Source organism: Citrobacter sp. Marseille-Q6884 (assembly GCF_945906775.1).
Classification (GTDB): domain Bacteria; phylum Pseudomonadota; class Gammaproteobacteria; order Enterobacterales; family Enterobacteriaceae; genus Citrobacter.
Genome location: NZ_CAMDRE010000002.1, coordinates 506,416 through 531,860, shown reverse-complemented (window position 1 = coordinate 531,860; position 25,445 = coordinate 506,416). Strand labels below are relative to the sequence as shown.

22 protein-coding genes and 1 pseudogene are annotated in these 25,445 nt (G+C 51.5%); 15 read left to right on the top strand and 8 right to left on the bottom strand.

The genetic code is table 11. The features are described from left to right. Positions 1-6: 6 nt before the first annotated feature. Genes torD through torC form a run of 3 tightly spaced genes read right to left on the bottom strand, consistent with a single transcriptional unit; the run spans position 7 to position 4,270 of the window. Positions 7-639 (bottom strand): molecular chaperone TorD, encoded by a 633-nt coding sequence (gene torD / locus N7268_RS17515; protein WP_198903591.1) that lies wholly within the window; start codon positions 637-639, stop codon positions 7-9. Then, positions 629-3,127, bottom strand: coding sequence for a trimethylamine-N-oxide reductase TorA (gene torA, locus N7268_RS17510; protein ID WP_260863865.1), 2,499 nt, complete (start codon positions 3,125-3,127; stop codon positions 629-631). The genes torD and torA overlap by 11 nt, the downstream gene beginning before the upstream one ends. Before the next feature lie 9 nt (positions 3,128-3,136). Then, complete coding sequence (gene torC, locus N7268_RS17505) at positions 3,137-4,270, bottom strand: pentaheme c-type cytochrome TorC (RefSeq protein ID WP_260863864.1); 1,134 nt, start codon at positions 4,268-4,270, stop codon at positions 3,137-3,139. Positions 4,271-4,436: 166 nt separating this feature from the next. Here torC and N7268_RS17500 point away from each other — a divergent pair, with 166 nt between their 5' ends. Then, a complete protein-coding gene (locus tag N7268_RS17500) occupies positions 4,437-5,909 on the top strand; it encodes a PLP-dependent aminotransferase family protein (protein ID WP_260863863.1) in 1,473 nt (490 codons plus the stop codon). A gap of 45 nt (positions 5,910-5,954) precedes the next feature. On the opposite strand, the gene uxuA is transcribed toward N7268_RS17500, so the two are convergent. Next, entirely contained in the window at positions 5,955-7,145 is a 1,191-nt protein-coding gene (uxuA, locus tag N7268_RS17495) for a mannonate dehydratase (protein WP_260863862.1), read from the bottom strand. Positions 7,146-7,347: 202 nt separating this feature from the next. Between uxuA and N7268_RS17490 the strand changes: the two genes are divergently transcribed. The 9 genes from N7268_RS17490 to yejF all read left to right on the top strand — a co-directional run bounded on the left by N7268_RS17490 (position 7,348) and on the right by yejF (position 19,018). Beyond that, positions 7,348-8,814, top strand: a complete 1,467-nt coding sequence (locus N7268_RS17490; protein ID WP_260863861.1) for a mannitol dehydrogenase family protein — start codon at positions 7,348-7,350, stop codon at positions 8,812-8,814. A 118-nt stretch (positions 8,815-8,932) separates the two neighbouring features. Next, positions 8,933-9,919, top strand: coding sequence for a CobW family GTP-binding protein (locus tag N7268_RS17485; protein WP_260863860.1), 987 nt, complete (start codon positions 8,933-8,935; stop codon positions 9,917-9,919). 33 nt (positions 9,920-9,952) lie between these two features. After that, positions 9,953-10,666, top strand: coding sequence for a phosphatase PAP2 family protein (locus tag N7268_RS17480; RefSeq protein ID WP_260863859.1), 714 nt, complete (start codon positions 9,953-9,955; stop codon positions 10,664-10,666). 413 nt (positions 10,667-11,079) lie between these two features. Further along, the gene (gene mepS / locus N7268_RS17475) at positions 11,080-11,649 is read left to right on the top strand and encodes a bifunctional murein DD-endopeptidase/murein LD-carboxypeptidase (protein ID WP_198903583.1); all 570 of its coding nucleotides are present in this window, start codon (positions 11,080-11,082) and stop codon (positions 11,647-11,649) included. 170 nt (positions 11,650-11,819) lie between these two features. Next, positions 11,820-13,376 carry a cyclic di-GMP phosphodiesterase gene (locus tag N7268_RS17470; RefSeq protein ID WP_260863858.1) on the top strand — a complete coding sequence of 519 codons (1,557 nt, stop codon included), beginning with the start codon at positions 11,820-11,822 and terminating at the stop codon, positions 13,374-13,376. A gap of 116 nt (positions 13,377-13,492) precedes the next feature. Next, on the top strand, positions 13,493-15,307 hold the full coding sequence (locus N7268_RS17465) for an extracellular solute-binding protein (protein WP_260863857.1): 1,815 nt from the start codon (positions 13,493-13,495) through the stop codon (positions 15,305-15,307). Then, positions 15,308-16,402, top strand: coding sequence for a microcin C ABC transporter permease YejB (locus N7268_RS17460; RefSeq protein ID WP_260863856.1), 1,095 nt, complete (start codon positions 15,308-15,310; stop codon positions 16,400-16,402). Then, positions 16,402-17,427 (top strand): ABC transporter permease, encoded by a 1,026-nt coding sequence (locus tag N7268_RS17455; protein WP_260863855.1) that lies wholly within the window; start codon positions 16,402-16,404, stop codon positions 17,425-17,427. Before N7268_RS17460 ends, N7268_RS17455 begins: the two co-directional genes overlap by 1 nt. Before the next feature lies 1 nt (position 17,428). Beyond that, on the top strand, positions 17,429-19,018 hold the full coding sequence (gene yejF, locus N7268_RS17450) for a microcin C ABC transporter ATP-binding protein YejF (protein WP_260863854.1): 1,590 nt from the start codon (positions 17,429-17,431) through the stop codon (positions 19,016-19,018). Between the two features lie 3 nt (positions 19,019-19,021). Here the strand turns inward: yejF and N7268_RS17445 are convergent, their stop codons facing one another. The 3 genes from N7268_RS17445 to rsuA all read right to left on the bottom strand — a co-directional run bounded on the left by N7268_RS17445 (position 19,022) and on the right by rsuA (position 21,614). After that, positions 19,022-19,366 (bottom strand): YejG family protein, encoded by a 345-nt coding sequence (locus tag N7268_RS17445; protein WP_198903577.1) that lies wholly within the window; start codon positions 19,364-19,366, stop codon positions 19,022-19,024. A gap of 328 nt (positions 19,367-19,694) precedes the next feature. Further along, complete coding sequence (locus N7268_RS17440; protein WP_260863853.1) at positions 19,695-20,891, bottom strand: Bcr/CflA family multidrug efflux MFS transporter; 1,197 nt, start codon at positions 20,889-20,891, stop codon at positions 19,695-19,697. A 15-nt stretch (positions 20,892-20,906) separates the two neighbouring features. Beyond that, positions 20,907-21,614 (bottom strand): 16S rRNA pseudouridine(516) synthase RsuA, encoded by a 708-nt coding sequence (gene rsuA, locus N7268_RS17435; RefSeq protein ID WP_260863852.1) that lies wholly within the window; start codon positions 21,612-21,614, stop codon positions 20,907-20,909. On the opposite strand from rsuA, the pseudogene N7268_RS25235 reads away from it, so the two are divergent. From N7268_RS25235 to rplY, 4 genes and pseudogenes are all read left to right on the top strand, one after another. Continuing rightward, positions 21,613-22,170 (top strand): annotated as a pseudogene (locus N7268_RS25235) (DEAD/DEAH box helicase); the annotation flags it as partial. The gene rsuA and the pseudogene N7268_RS25235 sit on opposite strands and share 2 nt — an antisense overlap. Before the next feature lie 220 nt (positions 22,171-22,390). Then, positions 22,391-22,459 (top strand): hypothetical protein, encoded by a 69-nt coding sequence (locus N7268_RS25230; protein WP_409929219.1) that lies wholly within the window; start codon positions 22,391-22,393, stop codon positions 22,457-22,459. A 71-nt stretch (positions 22,460-22,530) separates the two neighbouring features. Then, entirely contained in the window at positions 22,531-23,526 is a 996-nt protein-coding gene (locus N7268_RS25225; RefSeq protein ID WP_409929217.1) for a DEAD/DEAH box helicase, read from the top strand. A 124-nt stretch (positions 23,527-23,650) separates the two neighbouring features. Further along, positions 23,651-23,935 carry a 50S ribosomal protein L25 gene (rplY, locus tag N7268_RS17425; RefSeq protein ID WP_260863850.1) on the top strand — a complete coding sequence of 95 codons (285 nt, stop codon included), beginning with the start codon at positions 23,651-23,653 and terminating at the stop codon, positions 23,933-23,935. A 122-nt stretch (positions 23,936-24,057) separates the two neighbouring features. On the opposite strand, the gene yejK is transcribed toward rplY, so the two are convergent. Beyond that, positions 24,058-25,065, bottom strand: coding sequence for a nucleoid-associated protein YejK (yejK, locus tag N7268_RS17420; protein WP_260863849.1), 1,008 nt, complete (start codon positions 25,063-25,065; stop codon positions 24,058-24,060). A gap of 134 nt (positions 25,066-25,199) precedes the next feature. On the opposite strand from yejK, the gene N7268_RS17415 reads away from it, so the two are divergent. Next, positions 25,200-25,427: a YejL family protein gene (locus N7268_RS17415; protein ID WP_003027506.1), complete on the top strand. Its 228-nt coding sequence runs from the start codon at positions 25,200-25,202 to the stop codon at positions 25,425-25,427. The last annotated feature ends 18 nt before the right edge of the window (positions 25,428-25,445 follow it).

Below are 25,445 nucleotides of genomic sequence, written 5' to 3'. Positions count from 1 at the left end.
TTATTTTCAACGCTGACTACTGAGATAAAAATCATCCATCAAAAGGGATTCCAGGTACTGCTCATCCTCTCGCATAAAACTCACTATCACACTCACCGCCTCAGGATAAAACCCCTCAGCATCCCGTTGTAAACAGCTTTCCCGTAGCAGGGGAGCCCAACACATGATGTGATGATGCAAAAAGTAATATTGTGCGGATACCTCCTCCTCTTTCGCGACCCGACGAGCCATCAGCGCCAGCTGTACCGCAATATGATCGGAAGGCTCATTTTCCCGTGGCGCCAGCCCCTGCTCCACGAGCAGTACGTTCATTTGCCTGCGTTCTTCAGCCGCCGTGGTATGTGGATAATGCCCCGCATACGGTGAAACCCCGCCAGGCGGCGCTATCAAAAACAACGAGGCAAAATCTGCTGCCAGCTCCAGTTGCCGCGATTCGCGCCGCAGAACCCTCGCCAGACTCCGCTCAAAGTTTTTCACATCAGAAGAGACGCCAGGAATGGCCGCCAGTGATGCTATCCACGTCAGATTCTCTTCTTTCTCCAGGCTGGCAAGCTGCTGCTCGCTCAATTCGCGAAATAGTAGCTGCGAAAACCACTGGTACACCGCCGCCCGTTGTTGACTGATAAGATTATGCTGCACTTGCCCCCTCCTCTTTCACGATTTCAGGTCCACCAAACCCCGTCACCTCCGGCGCTTTTTCCTGATACCGTTCAACCTCCACCAGCACGGTATGCGCAGAAGGCCCTTGCGCCAGCTGTGAGGTGGCAATATCTGCGCTCAGCACGTTAGGATCGCCATAGGTGCACAGTGTCCCGGCTTTTCCACCTTCCTGTGGGGAATACCACGCCCCTTCATGAATGCGAATCACGCCGGGGGTAAAGTCGGGGCTAATGACCACCCCGGCCAGTACCTGGCCACGAGCGTTAAATACACGCGCAACATCACCGGCTTTTAGCCCTCTCGCGGTTGCATCCTGTTCGCTGATGTAGAGCGGTTCTCTGCCGGCCACCGCATAGGTATTGCGAAACGCATCGCTTGAGCACAACTGAGAATGGAGGCGTTTATCGGGATGGCAGGATTGAAGATGCAGCGGATATTGAGTGCCCTTACCGCGATGGCTGCGCTCAAACGGCTCCATCCACACCGGGTGCCCCGGACAATCTTCGTATTGAAAACCCGCAATGGTTTTGCTGTAGATTTCTATCAGACCTGACGGTGTGCCCAGCGGATTCAGATCGGGCTGGTCACGAAACTCTCCGTGACGTACCCACGGTTGCCCTGCCGGATACTCAACATAACCTTCGCCCTTCCAGAACGTATCAAAATCCGGCAAGGTGACGCCGAGCGAAGCGCCCATCTTCACCCCTTCGTCATAAATCGACTGAACCCACTGCATTTCATCACGGTTTTCACGGTAAACCGCTTCTTTGTCAAAACGTTTACACAACCCGGCAAACACATCAAAGTCATGGCGTGCTTCAAATTGCGGTTTAACGATTTGATGCAGCGCCATCAGCCCTTTATTCGAGTGAGTCCCAAACTGCTCAATATCATTACGCTCAAAGCGCGTGGTGACAGGCAGGACAATATCGGCAAAACGACAGGAGGCGGTCCATTGGTGATCCAGCACCACCACCGTTTCCAGCTTTTTCCAGGCTTCAATCATTCGGTTACGATCCTGCTGAGCATGGAACGGATTGGCCGCGCTGTAGATCGCCATTTTGATGTCGGGATACGTTAATGTTTCGCCGTTAAAGGCAATCTTTTTGCCCGGCTCAAGCAGGCAGTCAACAATGCGTGAGGTGGGGATATGCTCCGAGACGCCACGAAAATCCGCTTTATACTTCGCCTCAGGTGGGTTGTTAATACTCCCAAGCCCGGACAGCACCGGCCCCGCTGACGTCACCGTCCCGCCACCGTTATAGTGCCAGCCAAATCCCACGCCGCCGCCAGGCAAACCGATTTGCCCCATCATGCTGGCCAGTACCACCAGCATCCAGGGGTACTGCTCTCCATGGTGCATACGTTGCACGCACCATCCGCCCATAAACTGCGTCCGGCCTTTAACTAAAAGACGGGCGAACTCCCGGATCTGTTCAGCCGTCAGCCCACAGATTTCAGCGGCCCATTCAGCATTCTTCGGCTGCTTGTCTGTCTCCCCTGTCAGGTAAGGCAAGAACTGGTCAAAACCGACGGTGTAATCGTTAATAAAGGCGGTGTCGTACAATTTTTCTTCATACAGCGTATGCGCAAGCGCGAGCAATAAGGCGACGTCGGTTTGCGGTCGCAGCGCAATCTGCTCACAGCCGAGGAAATTTTGCGATTTGCTACGGATGGGATCCACGCTGATAACACGCATTTTTCCCTGAGCGACCGCCTCTTTGATCTGCTGCCAGTAGCCAAACGCGTCGTGATCGGGCACCAGAAATTCGATCTGCAAATTTTTGATTGGGTCACATCCCCACAACACGATGGTTTGGGTATTTTGAATGACCAACGGGAGTGAAGTTTGCTGTTCATAGACTTCAAGCGAGCCGATGACGTGAGGCAAAATCACCTGCGCCGCTGCCGCCGAGTAGTCACCGACGGTGGTGACATAACTGCCGTGCAGACCCAATCCTCTGTCCATGGCGCCACCGGCCTTATGGTACTTCCCAACCATTTGCCAGTCCGCCAGCCCGGTAAAGACCCCGGAAGATCCGTAGGTTTTTTGCACCCGTTCCAGCTCTTCATAAAACAGATCCAACGCCTGATCCCAACTCACCCGCACAAAACGGTTATCTCCACGCTGGCTACGATCTGATTTTTCACGCTTACGCAGCCAGTCCAGCCGAACCATGGGATAGCGTACTCGTGAAGGGTTGTAGACAATTTCACGTACCGCGTTGAGCATATCGCAAGGGTATTTGTCATGTTTAAATGGACGCGTTTCTGTCCATTCGCCATTCACGACTTTGGCTTCAAAAGCGCCATAATGTGAGCCAGACTGGATCCACTGTTCAGGGTTCTCCCCCGCGGCCCATACTTTTGATATCAACGGATTAGGCGCCAGCGCACTGGCAGCGCCCACCGCCAGCATTCCGGTCAGAAAACGGCGGCGAGACGGGTTAAAGTCTTGAATATCCATAAGTCATCCTTACTGTTTTTGGGTTTCAGACACATCGCTGGCATGGGTCTGGAGATATTTCAATAACGTGCGTTCTTCCACCGGATTAAGCCGGTAATACGTTGACATCGCTTTGAGTCCGGCGATCCAGCCGTTCGCGGTATAACGCGTAGTGGGTGGTGTGCTGTGACAGGCGCTGCAGGTGGATTGCAGCATTTGATCCGAGTATTCCCACAAAGGAGAGATCGCGCTGATAAGTCCCTGTGCTGAGGTCCACGCGGTAATCCTCACCTGCTGCCATTCCTGGTGTGAGTCGGGATCAATCTGGGTTTGCAGGACGTTGACGTTAGCCATCAGGGAGTCATCGAGAACGGCGGAGAAGACGCGTTTGCCCATGTACTGCGTGATCACTCGTCCACGGCCTTTACTTTCACGCCAACCCACCATTTCCAGTTGTAGGTTGTTCCCTTCTTTTTTCAACACCTTGACCGGTGTAGCAGGAAAAAGCAGCGCTTTCCCGGCCGGGCTTCCCGCTGTTGCTGTTAGCGACTTTTCGCCAATCGAAAACAGTGTGCTGGCCTCAGTTGGGGCCTCTCCCTGGCGCTGCAATTGCTTGTAACGCTCACGAAAACCGCTGCTCATATCCGGTTTGTGATGCGCAATGCCCTTATGGCAGTCAATACAATTGCTGTCCTTCGCCGCCGCTGCGGTCATTTGTGCCGCCGCATTTGCAGATTGTTTGCCATGATCCATCGCGTCGTAGCTGTGACACGATTTACAGGCCGCTGAGTGATTGGCGCTCATTCGCGCCCATTCCCGCTGAGCCAGTTCAGCGCGCTTTGCTTCAAACTTTTCTGGGGTGTCGATCGAAGGAGAGATAAAGGTGTGGTACAAATCGTTTAAGGCTTCTGTCTTGCGTACCAGCGTAGGGATAATTCCGGGAGGAATATGGCAGTCTTTGCACTCTGCCCGCACGCCAGACGCATTACGGAAATGCGCGCTGGTTTGATACTCCTGCCCCACCGTGCGCATGGAGTGGCAGGATAAACAAAACTCGGTAGTGCTGGTGTAGTGTATGCCTTGCCACGAGCCCCAAATGACGAAGGCCATTGCGACAGCCCCGCCGAATGCGCACCAGAGCGCATTTTTTCTTATCCACGACATACTTGCCTCCATTATTTTAATATCCACACGCTACGGGATATTAAAAATTGGAAATAGAGACACTGCGGGCAGATTATAGGAACAGCATTCACACCATGAGGCGGGTCAAAATAGTAAAAAAAAGAAGCTCGTACTATGTGCCTATTATTTCAATAAGGAATTTCTCATGCTGACACTGTCTCTCAACAGAGAAAGCCGTACACCGTTGCAATTACAGATATTTCAATTTTATTTTCAGGCTATTCAGCAGGGTGATTTACTGTGCGGGGATAAATTGCCCTCAATTCGCGAACAGGCGCAGACGTTGAATGTTGCCAAAATCACGGTTGTGATGGCCTATGAAAAACTGATGGCGTCAGGGTTAATTAAGAGTAGACCGGGTATCGGCTATGAGGTGGTCTTCACCACGCCGATGCGAAGAACCCCTGCGCTTCTGCCCGCGACCGAGGGTTCCCCTCCGGCAAAACCCAAACCTGCCGGGGTCTCCACGGATGTCTATGGCGAGATGGGGCGTGAGTTCTATTGCCGTATGGGCGTGCCGGATCCGAATGCCTTTCCCTGGTCCAGTTGGCGTAAATGGAATAACTCGCCCAGCATGCTTAAAGAACAATTATTTACCCGTTATCATTCACCAAATGGATTATTTTCGTTGCGTGAGCAAATGGTAAGATACCTGAATTTATCCCGAGGAATTAATACTCGCGCAGACAATATCATCATTACTAACGGGATTCAGGAAGGCTTATCTCTGCTCAGCCAGATATTTATTCTTCATCATGCGATATGTCAGAAAAAAAAGTGTCATATTGTGACCGAATCCCCTTGTTACTCTGGTGCATGGCATCTTTTTAATTATTACGGCGCCGACATTACGTCAATTCCTGTGGATAACCATGGGTTGTGTACAGATAAATTACCCGAATATGAAACTCAACTTTGTTATGTGACACCTGCACATCAGTATCCGATGGGAAGTGTACTTTCGCTGGAACGACGCAGCGCTTTGCTGACGTGGGCACAGCGCGTCGGAGCCTACATCATAGAAGATGATTATGATGCCGTTTTTACTTACGGTGAGAATCCCCTTCCTGCGCTCAAAGCGATGGATTATCACAATCGGGTTATCTATATGGGGACATTTTCAAAAACACTGGGCCCAGGCGCACGACTTGGCTATCTCATTTGTCCTGATGAGCTGCTTCCGGCAGTACAGAATATGAAGGCGCTCAACAACAACGGCAGTCAGTGGTTATTGCAGCAGTTTTTGGCCGAATTGATGCAGAACCAGGTTTTCTATACCCATATCAGCAAGCTGGCCTGCCATTACGCAGAACGCCTTACGCTCTTACGCAACGGCCTGTGCACCCTGTTTCCCGACGGAAGAATTGATGGCGCAACGGCTGGCCTGCACCTCTCTTTACGCGTCGCATGGTCGGCCGACATCATGGCAACGCTGCAGGAACGCTGCCTGCAGGCAGGGGTTCGTTTTGATACGCTACAGAACATTGAAAATGGCTCAGAAAGCGCATGGCGCAAAGAAAATAGCGACGAAGTTGCGTTTTTCGGCTTTGGCGGGTTACAGATCCCACAAATAAGAAAGGTATTGATGGTGCTGGAGCAGGCGTTATTGCAGCCTTAGAGGATGACAGGGATCGAGCCGGACGCTCAATCCCTGTGAACGGGATTACAGCAGGTCGCGGAACTGCGTTTGTTTCAGCGCCAGTTCGACACCACGCACTTCTGCCAGCCCTTTCAGACGACCAATGGCGGAGTAGCCTGGATTGGTTTTCTTGTGCAGATCGTCAAGCATCTGATGACCATGATCAGGACGCATCGGGATAGGACGCAGGTCGCCGGCCTTTTTGCGTCGCTGTTCTTCTGTCAGGATCGCCGTCACGACCGCGACCATATCCACATCACCCTGCAAATGCGCGCCTTCGTGGAAGGTTTTAGGGTTGTCTTCACGACAGGTCGAACGCAGGTGCGTGAAGTGGATGCGATCGCCAAACGTTTCAATCATTTTCACCAGATCGTTATCCGCGCGCACGCCGTACGAACCGGTACACATCGTGAAACCGTTATAGATGCTATCGACCGTCTCTTTCAGCCATTGCATATCTTCAATGGTCGAAACGATACGGGGCAGACCCAGGATCGGACGCGGCGGATCGTCAGGATGCACGGCCAGGCGAACGCCGACTTCTTCCGCTACTGGTACAATCGCGCGCAGAAAAACAGCCATATTGTTTCGCAGATCATCTTTGCTGATACCGTCATATTCCGCCAGGCGAGCGCGGAACTGGTCCAGCGTATAACCTTCTTCCGCCCCCGGCAGACCGGCGATAATGTTGCGGGTCAGCTTTTCAATATCCGCATCACTCATCGCATTGAAATAGGCCAACGCCTGCTGCTGTTCTTCAGCCGTGTAATCCGCTTGAGCGCCCGGGCGTTGCAGGATGTGCAACTCAAATGCGGCAAACGCTATCTGGTCAAAACGCAGCGCTTTAGAGCCATCCGGCAATTGATATTCAAGGTCAGTACGCGTCCAGTCGAGGATCGGCATAAAGTTATAGCACACGGTATCGATGCCGCAGGCTGCCAGATTGCGAATACTCTGCTGATAATTCGCAATCCATGTTTGATACTGCCCGGAACGCGTTTTAATATCTTCGTGAACAGGAATACTTTCCACAACCGACCAGGTTAGCCCTTTTTCAGCCAGAATCGCCTGTCGCTTTTGAATCTCTTCAACGGGCCATACTTCACCGTTGGGGATATGGTGCAAGGCGGTCACAACGCCCGTTGCGCCTGCCTGACGCACATCATCAAGCGATACCGGATCGTTAGGTCCGTACCAACGCCAGGTTTGTTCCATTGCTTCACCTCACAAGTTGTTATACCAAATTAAGCTACCTGAATGATGACTACCATACAGGCATCTGCTGCAGGATCAATATGACGCCGATGATTGATTGATCCAGCTCACACTCCATGGATAAATCAGGCACACCAATTTAACTTGCTGTCATATAACTTTATACTGCCATTGTTAATTAATGGTTAATCAGGTGTATTTAATGAAAACTATTGCCTCTGCTTCACTCCCGGAAAATGTATTGATGCCGCGCTACGATCGCCAACAATTAAAAACGCGAATCGTGCATTTTGGTTTCGGTGCTTTTCATCGCGCTCATCAGGCGTTATTGACCGACCGCGTATTGAACGCGCTGGGTGGAGACTGGGGAATTTGTGAGATAAGCCTGTTCAGCGGTGATCGACTGATGAGTCAACTTCGCGCACAGGATCATTTATATACGGTGTTAGAAAAAGGCTCAAACGGCAATCAGCCCATTGTGGTCGGCGCCGTCCGCGAATGCCTGAATGCAAAGCTGGATTCACTGGCTGCCATTATCGAAAAATTCTGTGAACCGCAGGTGGCTATCGTTTCGTTAACCATCACGGAAAAGGGATACTGCATTGACCCGGCAACGGGGTCGCTGGATATCACTAATCCACGTATCGCCCATGATCTGCAAACACCGGACGAGCCGCACTCAGCGCCGGGTATTATCGTCGAAGCCCTGCACCGCCGACGTGAACGCGGACTGCAACCTTTTACCGTTCTTTCCTGCGATAACATTCCCAATAACGGTCATGTGGTAAAAAACGCTGTGCTGGGGATGGCTGAAAAACGCTCGCCTGAGCTGGCAAAGTGGATACTCGAACAGGTGAGTTTCCCGGGTACCATGGTGGACCGTATTGTCCCTGCCGCTACCGAAGAGTCACTGGAGGAGATTGCCCAGCAACTTGGCGTCGCCGACCCTTGTGCAATCAGCTGTGAACCCTTTATCCAGTGGGTTATTGAAGACCATTTTGTCTCCGGTCGCCCGCAATGGGAGAGCGCAGGCGTACAGATGGTTGATGACGTGCTGCCGTGGGAACAAATGAAGCTACGCATGCTGAACGGCAGTCATTCGTTTCTGGCGTATCTCGGATATCTGGCGGGGTTTCAGCACATCAGCGACTGTATGCAAGACAGTGCGTTTCGTGAAGCCGCTTATCGCCTGATGCTCAATGAACAAGCCCCCACGCTGCAGATCACTAATGTCGATTTAAATCAGTATGCCACGAACCTGCTGGAACGCTTTGCGAACCCGGCGCTGAAACACAAAACCTGGCAAATCGCGATGGACGGCAGCCAGAAATTACCGCAGCGTATGCTGGAGGGCATCCGTATTCATTTAGCCCGTCAAAGCGAATGGCCCCTGTTGGCACTGGGCATTGCCGGCTGGATGCGCTACGTCAGCGGCGTTGACGATTCAGGAGCAGATATTGATATACGCGATCCCTTAAGTGACAAAATTCGCGCCATTGTTGCAGGCAGTACAGAATCAGAACGTGTCACAGCACTGCTTTCACTGCACGAAATCTTCGCCACCGACCTTGCGCAGAACCCACGATTTGTCGCTGCCGTCGAGCAGGCCTGGCAACGACTCGCTCAACACGGTGCACGCCAGGCTGTCATGGATACGTTAAATAATTAACAATTTCTGCCATTAAAAAGGACGAAGCCCCTCTTCGTCCTCTCTTCCCTTCTCTTTTTGTTCATTTTTCGCCAGGATTATGACAAGCCCTACGGTAATTCTTGATTCTGGAGCAAACGTGACCAAAACCAATCTCATCACCGGTTTTCTCGGCAGTGGCAAAACCACCTCGATTCTTCATCTATTAGCGAACAAAGACCCCGCCGAGAAGTGGGCCGTGTTGGTCAATGAGTTTGGCGAGGTCGGTATTGACGGTGCGTTGCTGGCAGACAGCGGCGCGCTGCTCAAAGAGATCCCCGGTGGCTGCATGTGTTGCGTGAACGGTCTGCCTATGCAGGTTGGGCTTAATACGCTGCTGCGCCAGGGGAAACCCGACCGGTTGTTGATTGAACCCACCGGTCTTGGCCATCCCAAACAGATCCTGGATTTACTGACCGCACCGGTTTACGAACCGTGGATTGACCTGCGCGCCACGCTCTGTCTCCTTGATCCTCGTTTATTACTGGATGAAAAAAGCGTCGCCAATGATAATTTCCGCGATCAGTTAGCCGCCGCAGATATCGTTGTCGCTAACAAATCCGATCGCGCCACTGCAGAAAGCGAAGCTGCCCTGCAGATCTGGTGGCAGCACTACGGCGGTAACCGCCAGCTGATTCATGCCGATCACGGGAACATTGACGGGCAACTGCTGGATCTCCCGCGGCTGAATCTGGCAGAACTTCCCGCCAGTGCGGCACACGCTCATCAGCATGCCGATAAAAAAGGGCTGGCGGCGCTGAGTTTACCAGGGCAACAACGTTGGCGTCGCAGTCTGAACAGCGGTCAGGGTCATCAGGCCTGTGGCTGGATTTTTGACGCCGACACCGTGTTTGACATTATCGGTCTGCTGGAATGGTCGCGCCTTGCCCCCGTTGGCCGTGTAAAGGGCGTCATGCGTATTAAAGAAGGGTTAGTGCGTATCAACCGTCAGGGAGATGACTGGAACATTGAGACGCAAAATGTCGCGCCTCCGGACAGTCGCATTGAACTCATCTCAGACACCGAAACCGACTGGAATGCATTACAGAGCGCACTGTTGAGGCTTCGTTTAGACGATTGCGCGTAAGGTTGCCCCGTTTTTTAGCAATGGTAAACGACGATGAAAACCCGATACCCTTATATACTCCTGCTGAATATCGCAGGTCTGGCGCTGTTTCTGTCATGGTACATGCCGACCGGGCATGGATTCTGGTTTTCGATTGATTACGCGGTCTTCCACTTCTTTAATCAGAAGCTGGTCGAAAGCCCACTCTTCCTCTGGGTTGTTGCTATCACGAATAATCGGGCATTTGATGGTTGCTCGTTGTTGGCGATGGGCGCGTTGATGCTGCATTACTGGCTGAAAGAAACGCCGGAAGGTCGCCGACGCATTGTGGGCATCGGCCTGGTCATGCTGCTCACCGCAGTCGTATTAAACCAGTTAGGCCAGGCGCTGATTCCGGTTAAACGCGCCAGCCCCACGCTCATGATAGAGAATATTAATCGCGTCAGTGAACTGCTGCATATTCCAACCAAAGATGCGTCGAAAGACAGTTTCCCTGGTGATCATGGCATGATGCTGCTTATTTTTTCCGCATTTATGTTGCGTTATTTCGGAAAAGTCGCAGGTTTGATCGGCCTTATTATCGCTGTGGTTTTTGCTTTCCCGCGCGTAATGATCGGTGCCCACTGGCTGACAGATATTGTGGTGGGTTCAATGACGGTCGTATTGATTGGCTTGCCCTGGTGCTTAATGACGCCATTAAGCGACAAGCTGGTGACGCTTTTTACTCATTATCTGCCCGGCAAAAACAAACAATTTTTAAACAAATAACGCAAAGTAATTAACATCATCAGGAATACTTCTGATTTCCTGATGATGTTGGTTGATAATTCATCATTCTGGCTGTCATTCTCCTGTCATCATATTCCTGTTGAAAATGAATGTGTTGCATACTTTTTGCACCATCTGTTTCTATTTTAACCAATGCCGTTTATTCACTTTCTGTATCACTTTTTCTTATAAGAAATCACATAAAATGACTCGCAATGACCGTAGCGATCGGGTAATCTCGAACTCGTTTTGCCTCGCGGGATAATTATTCTCTTTACGAATAAATTTGTGCGTTCTGCCACAGATTTGACCTTAAAGAATTGTCTCATCGTCCGCAGGTAATTAGTCTCGTCACGTTTGGCATTTTTTATAACGATATTTATCGTTAAGGACTTCAAGGGAAAACAAACAAAATGGTCAGATCTCAACCGATTTTGAGATATATCTTGCGGGGCATACCCGCGATAGCAGTAGCGGTTCTGCTTTCTGCATGTAGCACAACGAACACCGCAAAGAATATGCATTCTGAGACGCATGCTGTGGCCAACGCAGATAACTCTTCACTGCAAGCCTCTCAGGATGAATTTGAAAACATGGTACGTAATATCGACGTTAAATCGCGTATTATGGACCAGTATGCTGACTGGAAAGGTGTGCGTTACCGCCTTGGCGGCAGCACCAAAAAAGGCATTGATTGTTCAAGCTTTGTACAGCGTACATTCCGTGAACAATTTGGTTTAGAGCTTCCTCGCTCAACCTACGAACAACAAGAAACGGGTAAATCCGTTTCACGCAAGAATCTGCGTACAGGCGATTTAGTGCTGTTCCGCGCTGGCTCTACTGGCCGTCACGTTGGAATCTATATCGGCAATAATCAGTTTGTGCATGCTTCAACCAGCAGTGGCGTTGTTATTTCCAGTATGAACGAGCCTTACTGGAACAAACGTTACAACGAAGCTCGCCGGGTTCTGAGCCGCAGTTAATTTTCGTTTGGCAGCTATCCCTTGGCTATCCTGATGAGACATATCAAAAAGCACTGCTTCGGCGGTGCTTTTTGTTTTGTACCCTGGACTAAGAAAAATCTCACAATACAAATCAATCCAGGCTATAGTCTTACAGATTAAGCAGTTACTTCAGGTAAACATAAGGAACTATGTTCAGACGCGCCTCTTCTTCCGGACGGAAAATCTTGCTCACCTGCATTGTAACGGGGCTTGTTGTCGCATTACTCGTGAGTACACTGCAGTTTTTCATGTCCTACCATAATCGAGAAGTGAAGTACCAAACGCTGGCATCCGATATACAGCATCATGTCGAAAATCACTTCGCAGAACTCAGTTCGACTGCCCAGGCTCTACAACCTCTCATCGCAAACAGTTGTCAGCAAGTCGCCGCTAAACTCACCGCCAGCGCTGCCTTTACCATGAACATTCGCGCGTTTTTGCTGGTCAAAGAAGGTATCGCTTATTGCTCTTCAGCGACCGGTTCGATGGACTCGCCTATCCAGTCATTGATACCTGATCTCGACATCAGCAAAAAACTCGATATGGTGCTCCAGTCTGGTACGCCTATGATGCCGAACAAACCGGCCATTATGATGTGGTACCTGAATCCCTCACTGCAGCGCAGTGGCGTCTTTGCCTCTCTGAATATCAACCTGGCGCCCTATCTGCTTTATACGGCCCGACAGGATGATTTTAAGGGCTTTGCCGTCATCATCGGCGATACCGCGATCTCGACCTTTTCAACAGAATTAATGAAGGTGGCCGCCCTCCCTGACATCCCCTCGCGTCAGGTGACGATAGGAAACCTGCCACTGAAGATACGGTTGTACACCGACGAATGGACGTACAACGACGTGTGGTATGCCATTATGTTGGGCTGCATGGCGGGCGCTATTGCCGCACTGCTCTGTTACTACATTTACACCGTCCGTTTACGGCCAGGAAAAGAGATCCTGGAGGCGATCAAGCACGACCAGTTTTATGTGGTCTACCAGCCCGTGATGGAGATGCAGACTCTGGAAGTCAAAGGTGTTGAAGTTTTATTGCGCTGGCGTCACCCGACCGCAGGCGAAATCCCACCTGATGCATTTATTAACTATGCTGAATCACAGCAGATGATCGTGCCCTTGACTCAGCATCTGTTCAAACTGATCTCCCAGGATGCCCCGACACTGAAAAAAGTGTTACCTGTTGGGGCGAAGCTGGGTATCAACATTGCGCCAACGCATCTGCACGGCGAAAGTTTTAAACACGATATTCAGCAACTGAACGCCTCGCTGCCGCCACAGTATTTTCATATCGTCCTCGAAATTACCGAGCGCGATATGCTCAACCATCGCGAAGCGACGCAATTGTTTGAATGGCTGCATTCTGTCGGGATCGAAATTGCCATTGATGATTTTGGTACCGGGCATAGCGCCCTTATCTACCTGGAGCGCTTTACCGTCGATTACCTTAAAATCGATCGCGGTTTCGTCAATGCCATTGGTACAGAAACCGTGACGTCCCCGGTACTGGATGCCGTATTGACTCTGTCCAAGCGCCTCAATATGCTGACCGTTGCTGAAGGGGTTGAAACACTGGAACAAGCCCGTTGGCTACGCGCCCATGGCGTTAGTTTTTTTCAGGGATATTGGGTCAGCCGTCCGCTGACCCTTGATGACTTTGTACGCTGGATGGCTAAGCCCGATATGCCAAAATGGTGATGATGGCGTGATGGAATGTGGACTAGCACATGACAATAACGCCCGCATCACGCATTGTTCAGGCATGAATGCCTGTCTGATAGCGGCAGGTGACAGGAAAAGGAAACCACCTTTATATGATCCGACGCGTATTACTGCTGTTCATCGCCCTGATGGGGTTTAGCGTACAGGCGCAATCGATCAAAGAAAGCTACGCGTTTGCCGTGCTGGGTGAACCCAAATACGCGTTCAATTTTAATCACTTCGATTATGTTAATCCTGCGGCTCCCAAAGGGGGGAAAATCACCCTCGCAGCCATTGGCACCTTCGATAACTTTAACCGGTATTCGCTGCGTGGGAACGCCGGAGCACGAACAGAATCTCTCTACGATACGCTGTTTACCACCTCTGACGATGAACCTGGTAGCTACTACCCGCTCATCGCGGATCGTGCGCGTTATGCTGATGACTACTCTTGGGTAGAGATCACCCTTAATCCGCGCGCGCGTTTTCACGACGGCTCGCCCATCACCGCCCGCGACGTCGCCTTCACCTTCCAAAAGTTTATGACCGAAGGTGTGCCGCAATTTCGTCTGGTTTACAAAGGCACTACCGTCAAAGCGATTGCACCGTTAACCGTACGTATTGAGTTAGCCAAACCGGGTAAAGAAGACATGCTCAGCCTGTTTTCATTACCCGTCATGCCAGAGAAGTACTGGAAAGATCACAAGCTCAGCGACCCATTATCATCGCCCCCGCTTGCCAGCGGCCCTTACCGCATCACGCAATGGAAAATGGGGCAGTACATTGTCTATTCACGCGTCAAAGATTATTGGGCCGCTAACCTCCCCGTTAACCGCGGGCGCTGGAATTTCGATACCATCCGCTATGACTACTATCTGGATGACAACGTGGCCTTCGAAGCCTTTAAGGCCGGTGCATTTGACCTGCGTCTTGAGAATGATGCAAAAAACTGGGCAACCCGCTATACCGGAAAAAATTTTGCGCGTCGTTACATCGTCAAAGCTGAGCAAAAAAACGAATCCGCGCAGGATACGCGGTGGTTAGCCTTTAATATCCAACGCCCGATGTTCAACGACCGACGTGTACGTGAAGCTATCACGCTGGCTTTTGATTTCGAATGGATGAATAAAGCATTGTTTTATAATGCCTGGAGCAGGACAAACAGCTATTTTCAAAATACCGAGTATGCCGCAAGACATTATCCCGATGCGGATGAACTGGTCATTCTGGCCCCCATGAAAAAAGCGCTTCCTCCAGAGGTTTTCAACCAAATCTATCAGCCTCCCACCTCTACAGGCGATGGCTACGATCGTGAAAACCTGTTAAAAGCCGATGCCTTGCTGGATCAGGCCGGATGGGTGCTGAAGGGGCAGCAGCGGGTGAACAGCACTAACGGCAAGCCGCTGACGTTTGAGTTATTGCTACCCGCAGGCAGTAATAGCCAGTGGGTGTTACCGTTCCAGCACAATCTGCAACGGCTGGGGATAACGATGAAAATCCGCCAGGTTGATAACTCGCAAATCACAAACCGCTTGCGCAATCGCGACTATGACATGATGCCCAGGGTCTATCGCGCCATGCCGTGGCCGAGTTCGGATCTGCAAATTCTTTGGGCCTCCGAATACATTAACTCCAGCTATAACGCCCCCGGCGTACAAAGTCCGGTCATTGATAAACTGATTAATCAGATCGTTGCCGCTCAGGGTGATAAAGCCAAACTACTCCCACTGGGCCGGGCACTGGACAGAGTCTTAACATGGAACTATTACATGTTGCCGATGTGGTTCATGGCTGAAGATCGCCTCGCATGGTGGGATAAATTTTCGCAACCTGCTATTCGTCCCATTTATACCATTGGGGTGGAAAACTGGTGGTATGACGTCAACAAAGCGGCAAAACTTCCCGCAGCCAGACGACAGGGGGAATAAATGGGCGCTTATCTGATTCGACGTCTGCTGCTGGTGATCCCCACGCTATGGGCCATCATTACAATCAACTTTTTCATTGTGCAGATTGCCCCTGGCGGTCCGGTTGAACAAGCTGTCGCCGCCATTGAATTCGGGCAAAGCGGCGCGCTACCCGGCGCAGGCGGTGAAGGCATACGCGCAAGCCATGCGCAAACCGGCGTAGGGAATATCAGCGACAGCAATTACCGTGGCGCCCGTGGCCTTGACCCCGAAGTCATCGCCGAAATCACCCGTCGATACGGGTTCGACAAACCCATACATGAACGTTATTTCAAGATGCTGTGGGACTATGTTCGTTTCGATTTTGGCGACAGCCTGTTTCGCAGTGCCTCGGTACTCACGCTGATTAAAGAGAGCCTGCCCGTCTCGGTCACGCTGGGTTTATGGAGTACGCTCATCATCTATTTGGTGTCGATCCCGTTAGGCATTCGCAAAGCGGTGTACAACGGCAGTCGTTTTGATGTCTGGAGCAGTGCATTCATTATTATCGGCTATGCGATCCCTGCTTTCTTGTTTGCCATATTATTGATTGTCTTTTTTGCTGGCGGCAGTTACTACGACGTGTTCCCGCTACGCGGTCTGGTTTCTGCCAATTTTGATGCCCTGCCCTGGTATCAAAAAATTACCGACTATCTTTGGCATATCACGTTACCGGTACTGGCGACCGTTGTTGGCGGATTTGCTGCACTGACCATGCTGACCAAAAATTCATTTCTTGATGAGGTGCGCAAACAGTACGTCGTCACCGCACGAGCCAAAGGCGTTAGCGAGAAGAATATTCTGTGGAAACACGTTTTCCGTAACGCCATGTTGTTGGTGATAGCCGGCTTTCCTGCCACGTTTATCAGCATGTTTTTCACCGGTTCGCTGCTGATTGAAGTGATGTTTTCACTGAATGGTCTGGGGTTACTGGGTTATGAATCAACCGTATCACGCGACTATCCGGTGATGTTCGGCACACTCTATATCTTCACCCTGATTGGTCTGCTGCTCAATATCCTGAGCGATATCAGCTACACGCTGGTTGATCCCCGCATTGATTTTGAGGGACGCTAATGTCGCGATTAAGCCCCGTTAATCAGGCCCGCTGGGCGCGTTTTCGCCATAACCGCCGCGGCTACTGGTCGCTGTGGATTTTTCTGGTACTGTTCGGACTCAGCCTCTGCGCCGAGCTGATTGCCAATGATAAACCGCTGCTGGTGCGCTATGACGGCAGCTGGTATTTTCCGCTGGTCAAAAAATATAGCGAAAGCGATTTTGGCGGCCCGCTCGCAACCCAAGCCGATTATCAGGATCCATGGCTACGTCAGCGCCTGGAGAATCACGGATGGATCCTCTGGGCGCCTGTGCGCTTTGGCGCCACCAGCATTAACTTTGCCACCGATAACCCCTTCCCTTCTCCACCGTCTGCACAGAACTGGCTGGGCACAGATGCCAATGGTGGCGACGTTCTGGCACGCATTCTCTACGGCACACGGATCTCGGTTCTGTTTGGATTAATGTTAACCCTGTGTTCCAGCGTCATGGGGGTCATGGCCGGGGCACTGCAAGGCTATTATGGCGGAAAGGTGGATCTCTGGGGACAACGCTTCATTGAAGTGTGGTCGGGCATGCCAACGCTGTTTCTGATTATTCTGCTCTCAAGCGTCGTACAACCCAATTTCTGGTGGCTGTTGGCCATTACGGTATTATTTGGCTGGATGAGTCTGGTCGGCGTGGTGCGCGCGGAGTTTTTACGCACGCGAAACTTTGATTACATTCGCGCCGCTCAGGCACTTGGTGTGAGCGATCGTAACATTATCCTGCGTCATATGTTGCCGAATGCGATGGTCGCGGCCCTGACTTTTTTACCCTTTATTTTGTGCGCCTCGATCACGACCTTAACCTCGCTGGATTTCCTGGGATTCGGTTTACCGCTCGGATCACCCTCGCTGGGAGAACTCCTGTTACAGGGTAAAAACAACCTACAGGCGCCATGGCTTGGGATCACCGCCTTTGTCTCTGTCGCCCTCTTACTCTCGCTCCTGATTTTCATTGGTGAAGCGGTACGTGACGCATTTGACCCGAACAAGGCGATATAAAATGACACAACCTCTGCTCACCATTGAGAATTTATCCGTCGGTTTTCGCCAACAGGAAACGGTGCGTACCGTCGTCAACGATGTTTCTCTGCGCGTTGAGGCGGGACAAACGCTGGCGCTGGTGGGGGAATCTGGCTCGGGTAAAAGCGTCACCGCGCTTTCCATTCTACGTTTGTTGCCCTCTCCCCCGGTGGTGTACACAGGAGGTGACATTCGCTTTCACGGTGAATCATTACTCCACGCAAGCGAGCAGACGCTTCGCGGCGTTCGCGGTAATAAAATCGCGATGATTTTCCAGGAGCCAATGGTATCGCTGAACCCGCTCCATTGTCTGGAAAAGCAGCTCTATGAAGTGTTGTCGCTTCATCGGGGAATGCGTCGGGAAGCCGCCAGAGGAGAAATACTGAACTGCCTGGAGCGCGTCGGTATTCGTCATGCGGCAAAACGTCTGGCTGATTATCCGCACCAGCTTTCCGGCGGCGAACGTCAGCGCGTGATGATCGCGATGGCGCTGTTAACTCGCCCTGAACTGCTCATTGCCGATGAGCCGACTACCGCGCTGGATGTGTCCGTTCAGGCGCAGATCCTGCAACTGCTGCGGGAGTTACAGCGTGAGTTAAACATGGGTCTGCTGTTTATCACCCATAACCTCAGCATAGTGAAAAGGCTGGCTGACTCCGTTGCCGTCATGCAGAACGGTCAGTGTGTCGAGCAAAATCGAGCCGGAACACTGCTCGCTGCCCCCGCCCATCCCTACACGCAAAAATTATTAAATAGCGAACCTTCCGGCGAGCCCGTCCCGTTACCCTTCGGGCAATCTCCACTACTGGAAGTGGAGCAACTCCGTGTCGCGTTTCCCGTTCGCAAAGGGATCCTCAAGCGCGTGGTGGACCATAACGTAGTAGTCAATAACGTCAGTTTTTCGCTAAAACCGGGTGAGACATTGGGGCTGGTAGGGGAATCCGGTTCCGGGAAAAGCACCACCGGTCTGGCGCTACTGAGGCTCATCGCATCACAAGGGCGCATTGTGTTTGATGGTCAGGCGCTGCATACCTTAACGCGTCGCCAGCTGTTGCCTGTACGCCACCGTATCCAGGTGGTCTTTCAGGATCCCAATTCTTCGCTAAATCCACGCTTAAGTGTCTTGCAGATTATTGAAGAGGGATTACGGGTTCATCAGCCCATTCTTTCGGCTGAACAGCGCGAAGCACAGGTAAAAGCGGTCATGACGGAAGTGGGGCTGGATTGCGAAACGCGACATCGTTATCCCGCGGAATTTTCCGGGGGGCAACGCCAGCGCATTGCGATTGCCAGGGCTTTGATATTAAAACCGTCACTGATCATTCTGGACGAGCCTACATCGTCGCTCGACAGAACCGTACAGGCGCAAATCCTGACGTTGCTAAAATCATTGCAAGAAAAGCATCGCCTGGCCTACATCTTCATCAGCCATGATTTACACGTTGTACGGGCGATATGCCATCAGGTAATTGTGCTACGGCAGGGAGAGGTCGTGGAACAGGGACAGTGCGAGCACGTGTTTAACGCGCCACAACAGGCATATACGCGTCAGCTGCTCGCGCTAAGCTGACGCTCAAAATGGATTGTTGTTTGAAAAAGGTTCCGCGATCGCCACGCCGAAATTTTTCAGTCGACAGGTTGCGGCAAATTCATCCTGACGATTAACAAACAGGCACGGCTCCCCTTCGCACTCGAGAACGGAACACGGGACTTCAATGTCACTGAGCGCCTGACTGAGTTTATGCATGACTGACCACGCACTGTCACCGTCGGGACTGAGCAATTTGAGCGCCACCAGGCTGTTCTCTGTACTCTGGCCGTTTTGCGGAATCGGTTCAACCTTTGAACCTGCGAAACCCACCGACCAACGATAGCACTGCGGCAGACGATGAACGATTGAGAGTTGTAATGTATTCACTTTCTTTCCCCGGAAGCACAATTACTTCACAATTATTTTACACCAATATTAACACATCATTGACATTACGTCTTTAGACAGTTGGTAAACGTTTACACCCAGTCCGCATGCGGCTTAGTTAGCCTGGTATTTAAATTTATTTATTCGCTCGGACAGCGTTGCGGGCTATATGTACTCGTTTCTGAGATCTAACTCAACCTTTTTAACTACAATGGTGTGACTTTTTACATAAATTGATTTTACATAAAATAAACATAAACAGGGAGATTGATGAATTGGGGGTTGATGTACATCAACTCTGGAGGCCTTACGGCCCCCAGGTTGTGTATTAGATCACCGTTTTTCTGGCACGGCTTGCGTAGAGATAGAAGAGAATTGAACTGGTTGCGCAAAATGCGATCGACCATATCATCGGCCAGGCCGAGTTAAAGGTCGCCAGTGATAACAGCGCCCCAACAATGGCGCCAATGCCAAAACGGAAAGTACCGGCCAGCGATGACGCCGTACCTGCCATATGCGGGAACTCATCAAGAATGACCGCCATCGCGTTAGATGACACCATCGACACACAGCCAACAAAGGCCGCAACACCCACCACCAGCGCCCAGAACCCTACGCCGAACAACGCGCTGAATACCATCCAGCCCGCCATGACAAACTGGATCCACAAGCCAGTGCGGAACATATTCAATGCGCCAACCCGACGGACAAACCGGCTGTTAATTATCGTCATGATAAACAGGAAGACGATGTTTAGCGCAAAGTAATAGCCGAAATGCTGCGGCGAGACGTGGTTGATCTCAATGTAGACAAATGGCCCGGCGCTGAGGAAAGAGAACATTCCTGCAAAGCTAAATCCGCTGGCTAACATATAGCTCAATACACGCTTATGGCGAAACAACGAGGCGAAATTACCTATTGTGGTGCGCAAGCGAAACGGTTGTCGCCGCTCAACGGGCAGCGTCTCTTTGATCAGCGTGAATATCATCACTGAAGCCAGAATAGCCGCCACGGCCAGGATCCAAAAGATGTAGTGCCAGCTCAACCACACCAGCACCCAGCCCCCGACGATAGGCGCCATCAGCGGGGCAATCGTTGTGACCAGCATGACGAAGGACATCATGCGCGAGAACTCTTCCTTCGGATAAATATCGCGCATCAACGCATTGATCACGACGCTTGCCGCAGCAGCAGCCAGACCGTGGAAGAAACGCATCGTGATCAATTGATCGATCGTTTGTGCCAGTGCACAAGCGACCGCCGCCGCGGCGAAAATCAATGTTCCACCCAAAATGACCGGTTTGCGCCCAATGCTGTCTGCCATTGGGCCATAGATCAGTTGCCCTACCGCAAATCCCAGAATATAGGTACTGAGAGTCATCTGCGCACTGCCGGCAGGCACGCCAAACTGAGCGGAGATCACCGGCAATGCCGGAAGATACATATCAATCGACAACGGCATTAACATGGCCAATAAGCCAAGGATAAAAACAATGGCAATTGAAGAGTTCTGCCGGGTGGTCACATTTCGCTCCTGAAATTAACGAGGGGTTAAGTTAACGCTGGCAATTTCTTCTTCGGTCAATGGACGGTATTCACCAGGCTCAAGATCTTCATCAAGCTTAATGGCGCCGATCCGCTCACGGTGTAATTCCACAACGTGGTTCCCCACCGCGGCAAACATCCGTTTAACCTGATGATAGCGCCCTTCACTGATCGTTAAGCGCACCTGGGTTGGGGTAATCACTTCCAGTACCGCGGGTTTGGTCAGATCTTTTTCGTTATGCAGTTGCACGCCATGCGCAAACTGCTCAGCGGTATCCTCTGCCACGGGGGATTCCAGCGTCACCAGGTAGGTTTTCTCGCAATGATGACGGGGCGAAGTGATACGATGCGACCACTGTCCATCATCGGTCATCAGCACCAGCCCGGTCGTGTCGATATCCAGACGTCCTGCCGCATGCAGTTTGTGCGCCACGGGCTCATCAAGAAAATAGAGCACCGTTGGGTGATCCGGGTCATCCGTTGAGCAAACATAGCCCTGAGGTTTATTAAGCATAAAATAGCGTGGGCCATTTTGTTGAGCCAGCGAATTGCCATCATATTCTACGTCGTGTTCTGGCAGCAGCTTAAACGCGCTATTTCTAACGATTTCACCATCTACGGTAACGCGGTTACCACGGATTTCACGCCCGGCAATAGCGCGGCTAACGCCGAGTTGCTGAGCGATAAATTTATCAAGTCGCATGAGTGTGATTTTGCCTGTAACAATACGGAAATCGAGCGTTATGCCCGAAAAGTGGAGCCGTTTTCCGCTCAGTATAACGACGTTACTCCATCCCTCAAGGGAAATGATTCATGGCATACTATTCCCTGTGACTGTTTACCGTTGTGAGACCATGATTTTTACACTCCGCCCCTATCAGCAAGAAGCCGTGGATGCCACGCTCAACCACTTTCGACACCACCGTACACCGGCGGTCATTGTCCTGCCAACCGGCGCGGGTAAAAGCCTGGTGATTGCCGAACTGGCGCGCGTGGCGCGTGGTCGTGTACTCGTGCTGGCACATGTCAAAGAGCTGGTCGCGCAAAACCACGCAAAGTATCGCGCGCTGGGGCTGGAAGCCGATATTTTTGCCGCGGGGCTGAAGCGTAAAGAGAGTCACGGTAAGGTGGTGTTTGGTAGCGTGCAGTCAGTCGCACGTAACCTTGAGGTATTTCAGGGGGAGTTCTCCCTGTTAATCGTCGATGAATGTCATCGCATCGGTGATGATGAAGAGAGCCAGTACCAGCAAATCCTGACTCACCTGACAAATGTCAACCCACACTTGCGTCTGCTCGGACTGACCGCTACGCCCTTTCGCCTCGGCAAAGGCTGGATTTACCATTTTCATTATCATGGTATGGTCCGTGGCGATGAAAAAGCGCTGTTTCGCGACTGCATTTATGAATTACCGTTGCGCTATATGATCAAGCACGGCTACCTGACGCCGCCGGAACGCCTCGACATGCCGGTCGTTCAGTATGACTTCAGCCGCCTGCAAGCACAGAGCAACGGTTTGTTCAGCGAAGCTGACCTTAATCGGGAACTGAATAAGCAGCAGCGGATAACGCCACATATTATCAGCCAGATCATCGAGTTTGCACAGGCGCGCAAAGGGGTGATGATTTTCGCCGCGACCGTTGAGCACGCCAAAGAGATTGTAGGCCTGTTACCCGCGGACGATGCTGCACTGATTACCGGAGACACCCCCGGCGCTGAACGCGATGTGCTTATTGAAGACTTCAAAGCGCAACGCTTTCGTTATCTGGTCAATGTCTCGGTATTGACCACCGGATTCGATGCCCCGCACGTCGATCTCATCGCTATCCTGCGCCCCACCGAGTCAGTCAGTCTTTACCAACAAATCGTGGGACGCGGGTTGCGACTTGCGCCGGGTAAAACGGACTGCCTCATTCTTGATTACGCAGGCAATCCACATGATTTGTATGCCCCGGAAGTGGGATCGCCAAAAGGGAAAAGTGACAATGTGCCGGTGCAGGTTTTTTGCCCGGCCTGCGGATTTGCCAACTCCTTCTGGGGGAAAATGACTGCCGACGGCACATTGATTGAACATTTTGGCCGCCGTTGCCAGGGCTGGTTTGAAGATGATGATGGCCACCGCGAACAGTGCGATTTCCGCTTCCGCTTTAAAAACTGCCCCCAGTGTAACGCGGAAAATGACATCGCTGCCCGCCGCTGTCGGGAGTGTGACACGGTATTAGTCGATCCCGATGATATGTTAAAAGCCGCCCTCAGACTCAAAGACGCGCTGGTTCTGCGCTGCAGTGGCATGGTGTTACAGAATGGCCAGGATGAAAAAGGGGAATGGCTGAAAATTACCTATTACGACGAAGATGGCGCTGATGTCAGTGAACGTTTTCGCTTGCACACGCCCGCGCAACGCACCGCATTTGAGCAGTTATTTATTCGCCCGCATACCCGAACGCCGGGTATTCCATTACGCTGGATAACCGCCGCCGATATCCTCGCCCAGCAGGTTCTGTTACGCCATCCCGACTTTGTTGTCGCCCGCATGAAAGGTCAGTACTGGCAAGTCCGTGAAAAGGTCTTCGATTACGAAGGTCGCTTCCGCCGGGCACATGAATTACGCGGTTAATCGTACTTTTAATTGATGTACCAGCCATTTGAGTATACAATCTCGCCCGCTTTTGCATACGCAAAGCAGATCATCTACCTGTTGCTGGGTCGCCTGTAACAGGAATTATTAAAGAGAGATTTAAATGTTTACTATCAATGCAGAAGTACGTAAAGAGCAGGGTAAGGGTGCGAGCCGCCGCCTGCGTGCCGCTAACAAGTTCCCGGCAATCATCTACGGTGGCGCAGAAGCCCCGGTTGCTATCGAACTGGATCACGATGCAGTTATGAACATGCAAGCTAAAGCTGAATTCTACAGCGAAGTTCTGACCATCGTTGTTGACGGTAAAGAAGTAAAAGTTAAAGCTCAGGCTGTACAGCGTCACGCTTACAAGCCGAAGCTGACTCACATCGACTTCGTTCGCGCGTAATCGCCAACAAGTTGAAGAAAAACCCCGCCTCGGCGGGGTTTTTTTATGGGGTTTGTTTGCCGATGGAAACGAAACCTGTAGGCCGGATAAGGTATTTACACCACCATCCGGCATCAACGGCTTTACTTTCCGCCTGACGTGCGACGCTGTAGCTGATCGCGTAAATTGGGCGGTGTACCTTTAATGGTTAACGTATCCGTCGCCGGGTCCCAGAAAATGCGCTCCCCCAACAACATGGCATCAAAGTTAATCGTTAATCCGCCACCGCTTCCGGCAAATTTGGTTAACTGGCGCAACGTACTGCGATCTGCCGGGAAACTCTCTTCCAGCTCATACCCTTTATCAGCGGTAAATTCACTGAAAGTGACTTCGCTGACGCCGGAAAGCTCTTTCGACAGCGACTCCAGCTCAATCTCCTCACCCGCCTGAAGCTGCTCGTTGCAGTAGCTGTAAACCTGCTGACGTACGTTCTGGCGTTCTGCTTTATCCAGCTGTGCCTCAGCGGTAAAGTCATCAACGGCCTGCAGCAGGCCACGGTTTTGCGCTTTGGCGTTCAGACCTTCGCTGGCGCCGAGGAAATCCATAAAGAAGTCAGCGACTTTACGCCCTACCCGACCTTTCAGGAACGTCAGATAGCGCGTAGATTCCGGGTTGGTTTCCCATTCGGTCAGATCAATACGCGCCACGATATCTGCATGGTTGATATCCAGGTAGTGCGTAGGGTTGATGTCCAGATTTTCGTTCACGCGCATGCTGCTTAAGTTATTCAGCACTGCGACCAGCAAGTACTCTACCGCCAGATAGCGGTAATGGCAGAACAGAACGATTCCGCCGTCGGCAAACGGATATTTCGCCAGCTCGTCACGCAAGCGTCCTGTCGCAGCACGGCTGAACGCCAGAAAATCCTCTTCCCCCTGACGTTGCAAACGCAGGGTTTGCGCCAGTTCACTCTCTTCACTGAAAAGGCCATACGCTTTATTTTTTGCGCTATACACCCGGTGCAGCTCAGCCATCATCTCGACAACGGTCGCTGTCGGTTCCAGTAATGAATCGCGCAAGACCAGCTCAAGGTTCTGCTCATCACGCTTGATAAGCTGGTGCAGGGCAATCTGGTTGATATCCAGACTCATGATAAACTCTCCTTTAAGACCGGGCGGTATTCAACCACCTGCCGGGCAGTGACGCAATAGAAGATAAAAAAGCAGAAAAAAAACTGTCGCTACGGTAATATGTTGCCCTTTCATGAACAGACTGATTTCGATTTATGCCACAAATTTCCCGCTATAGTGACGAACACGTTGAACAATTGCTGAATGAAATGCTCAACGTACTGGAAAAACATAAGGCCCCGACCGATCTTTCCCTGATGGTACTGGGAAACATGGTCACAAACCTTATCAATACAAGTATCGCACCGGCACAACGCCAGGCGATTGCGAACTCTTTTGCCCGCGCATTACAGTCTTCGGTAAACGACGACCAAGCGCACTAAGAGCCTGCTCTGGGGAAA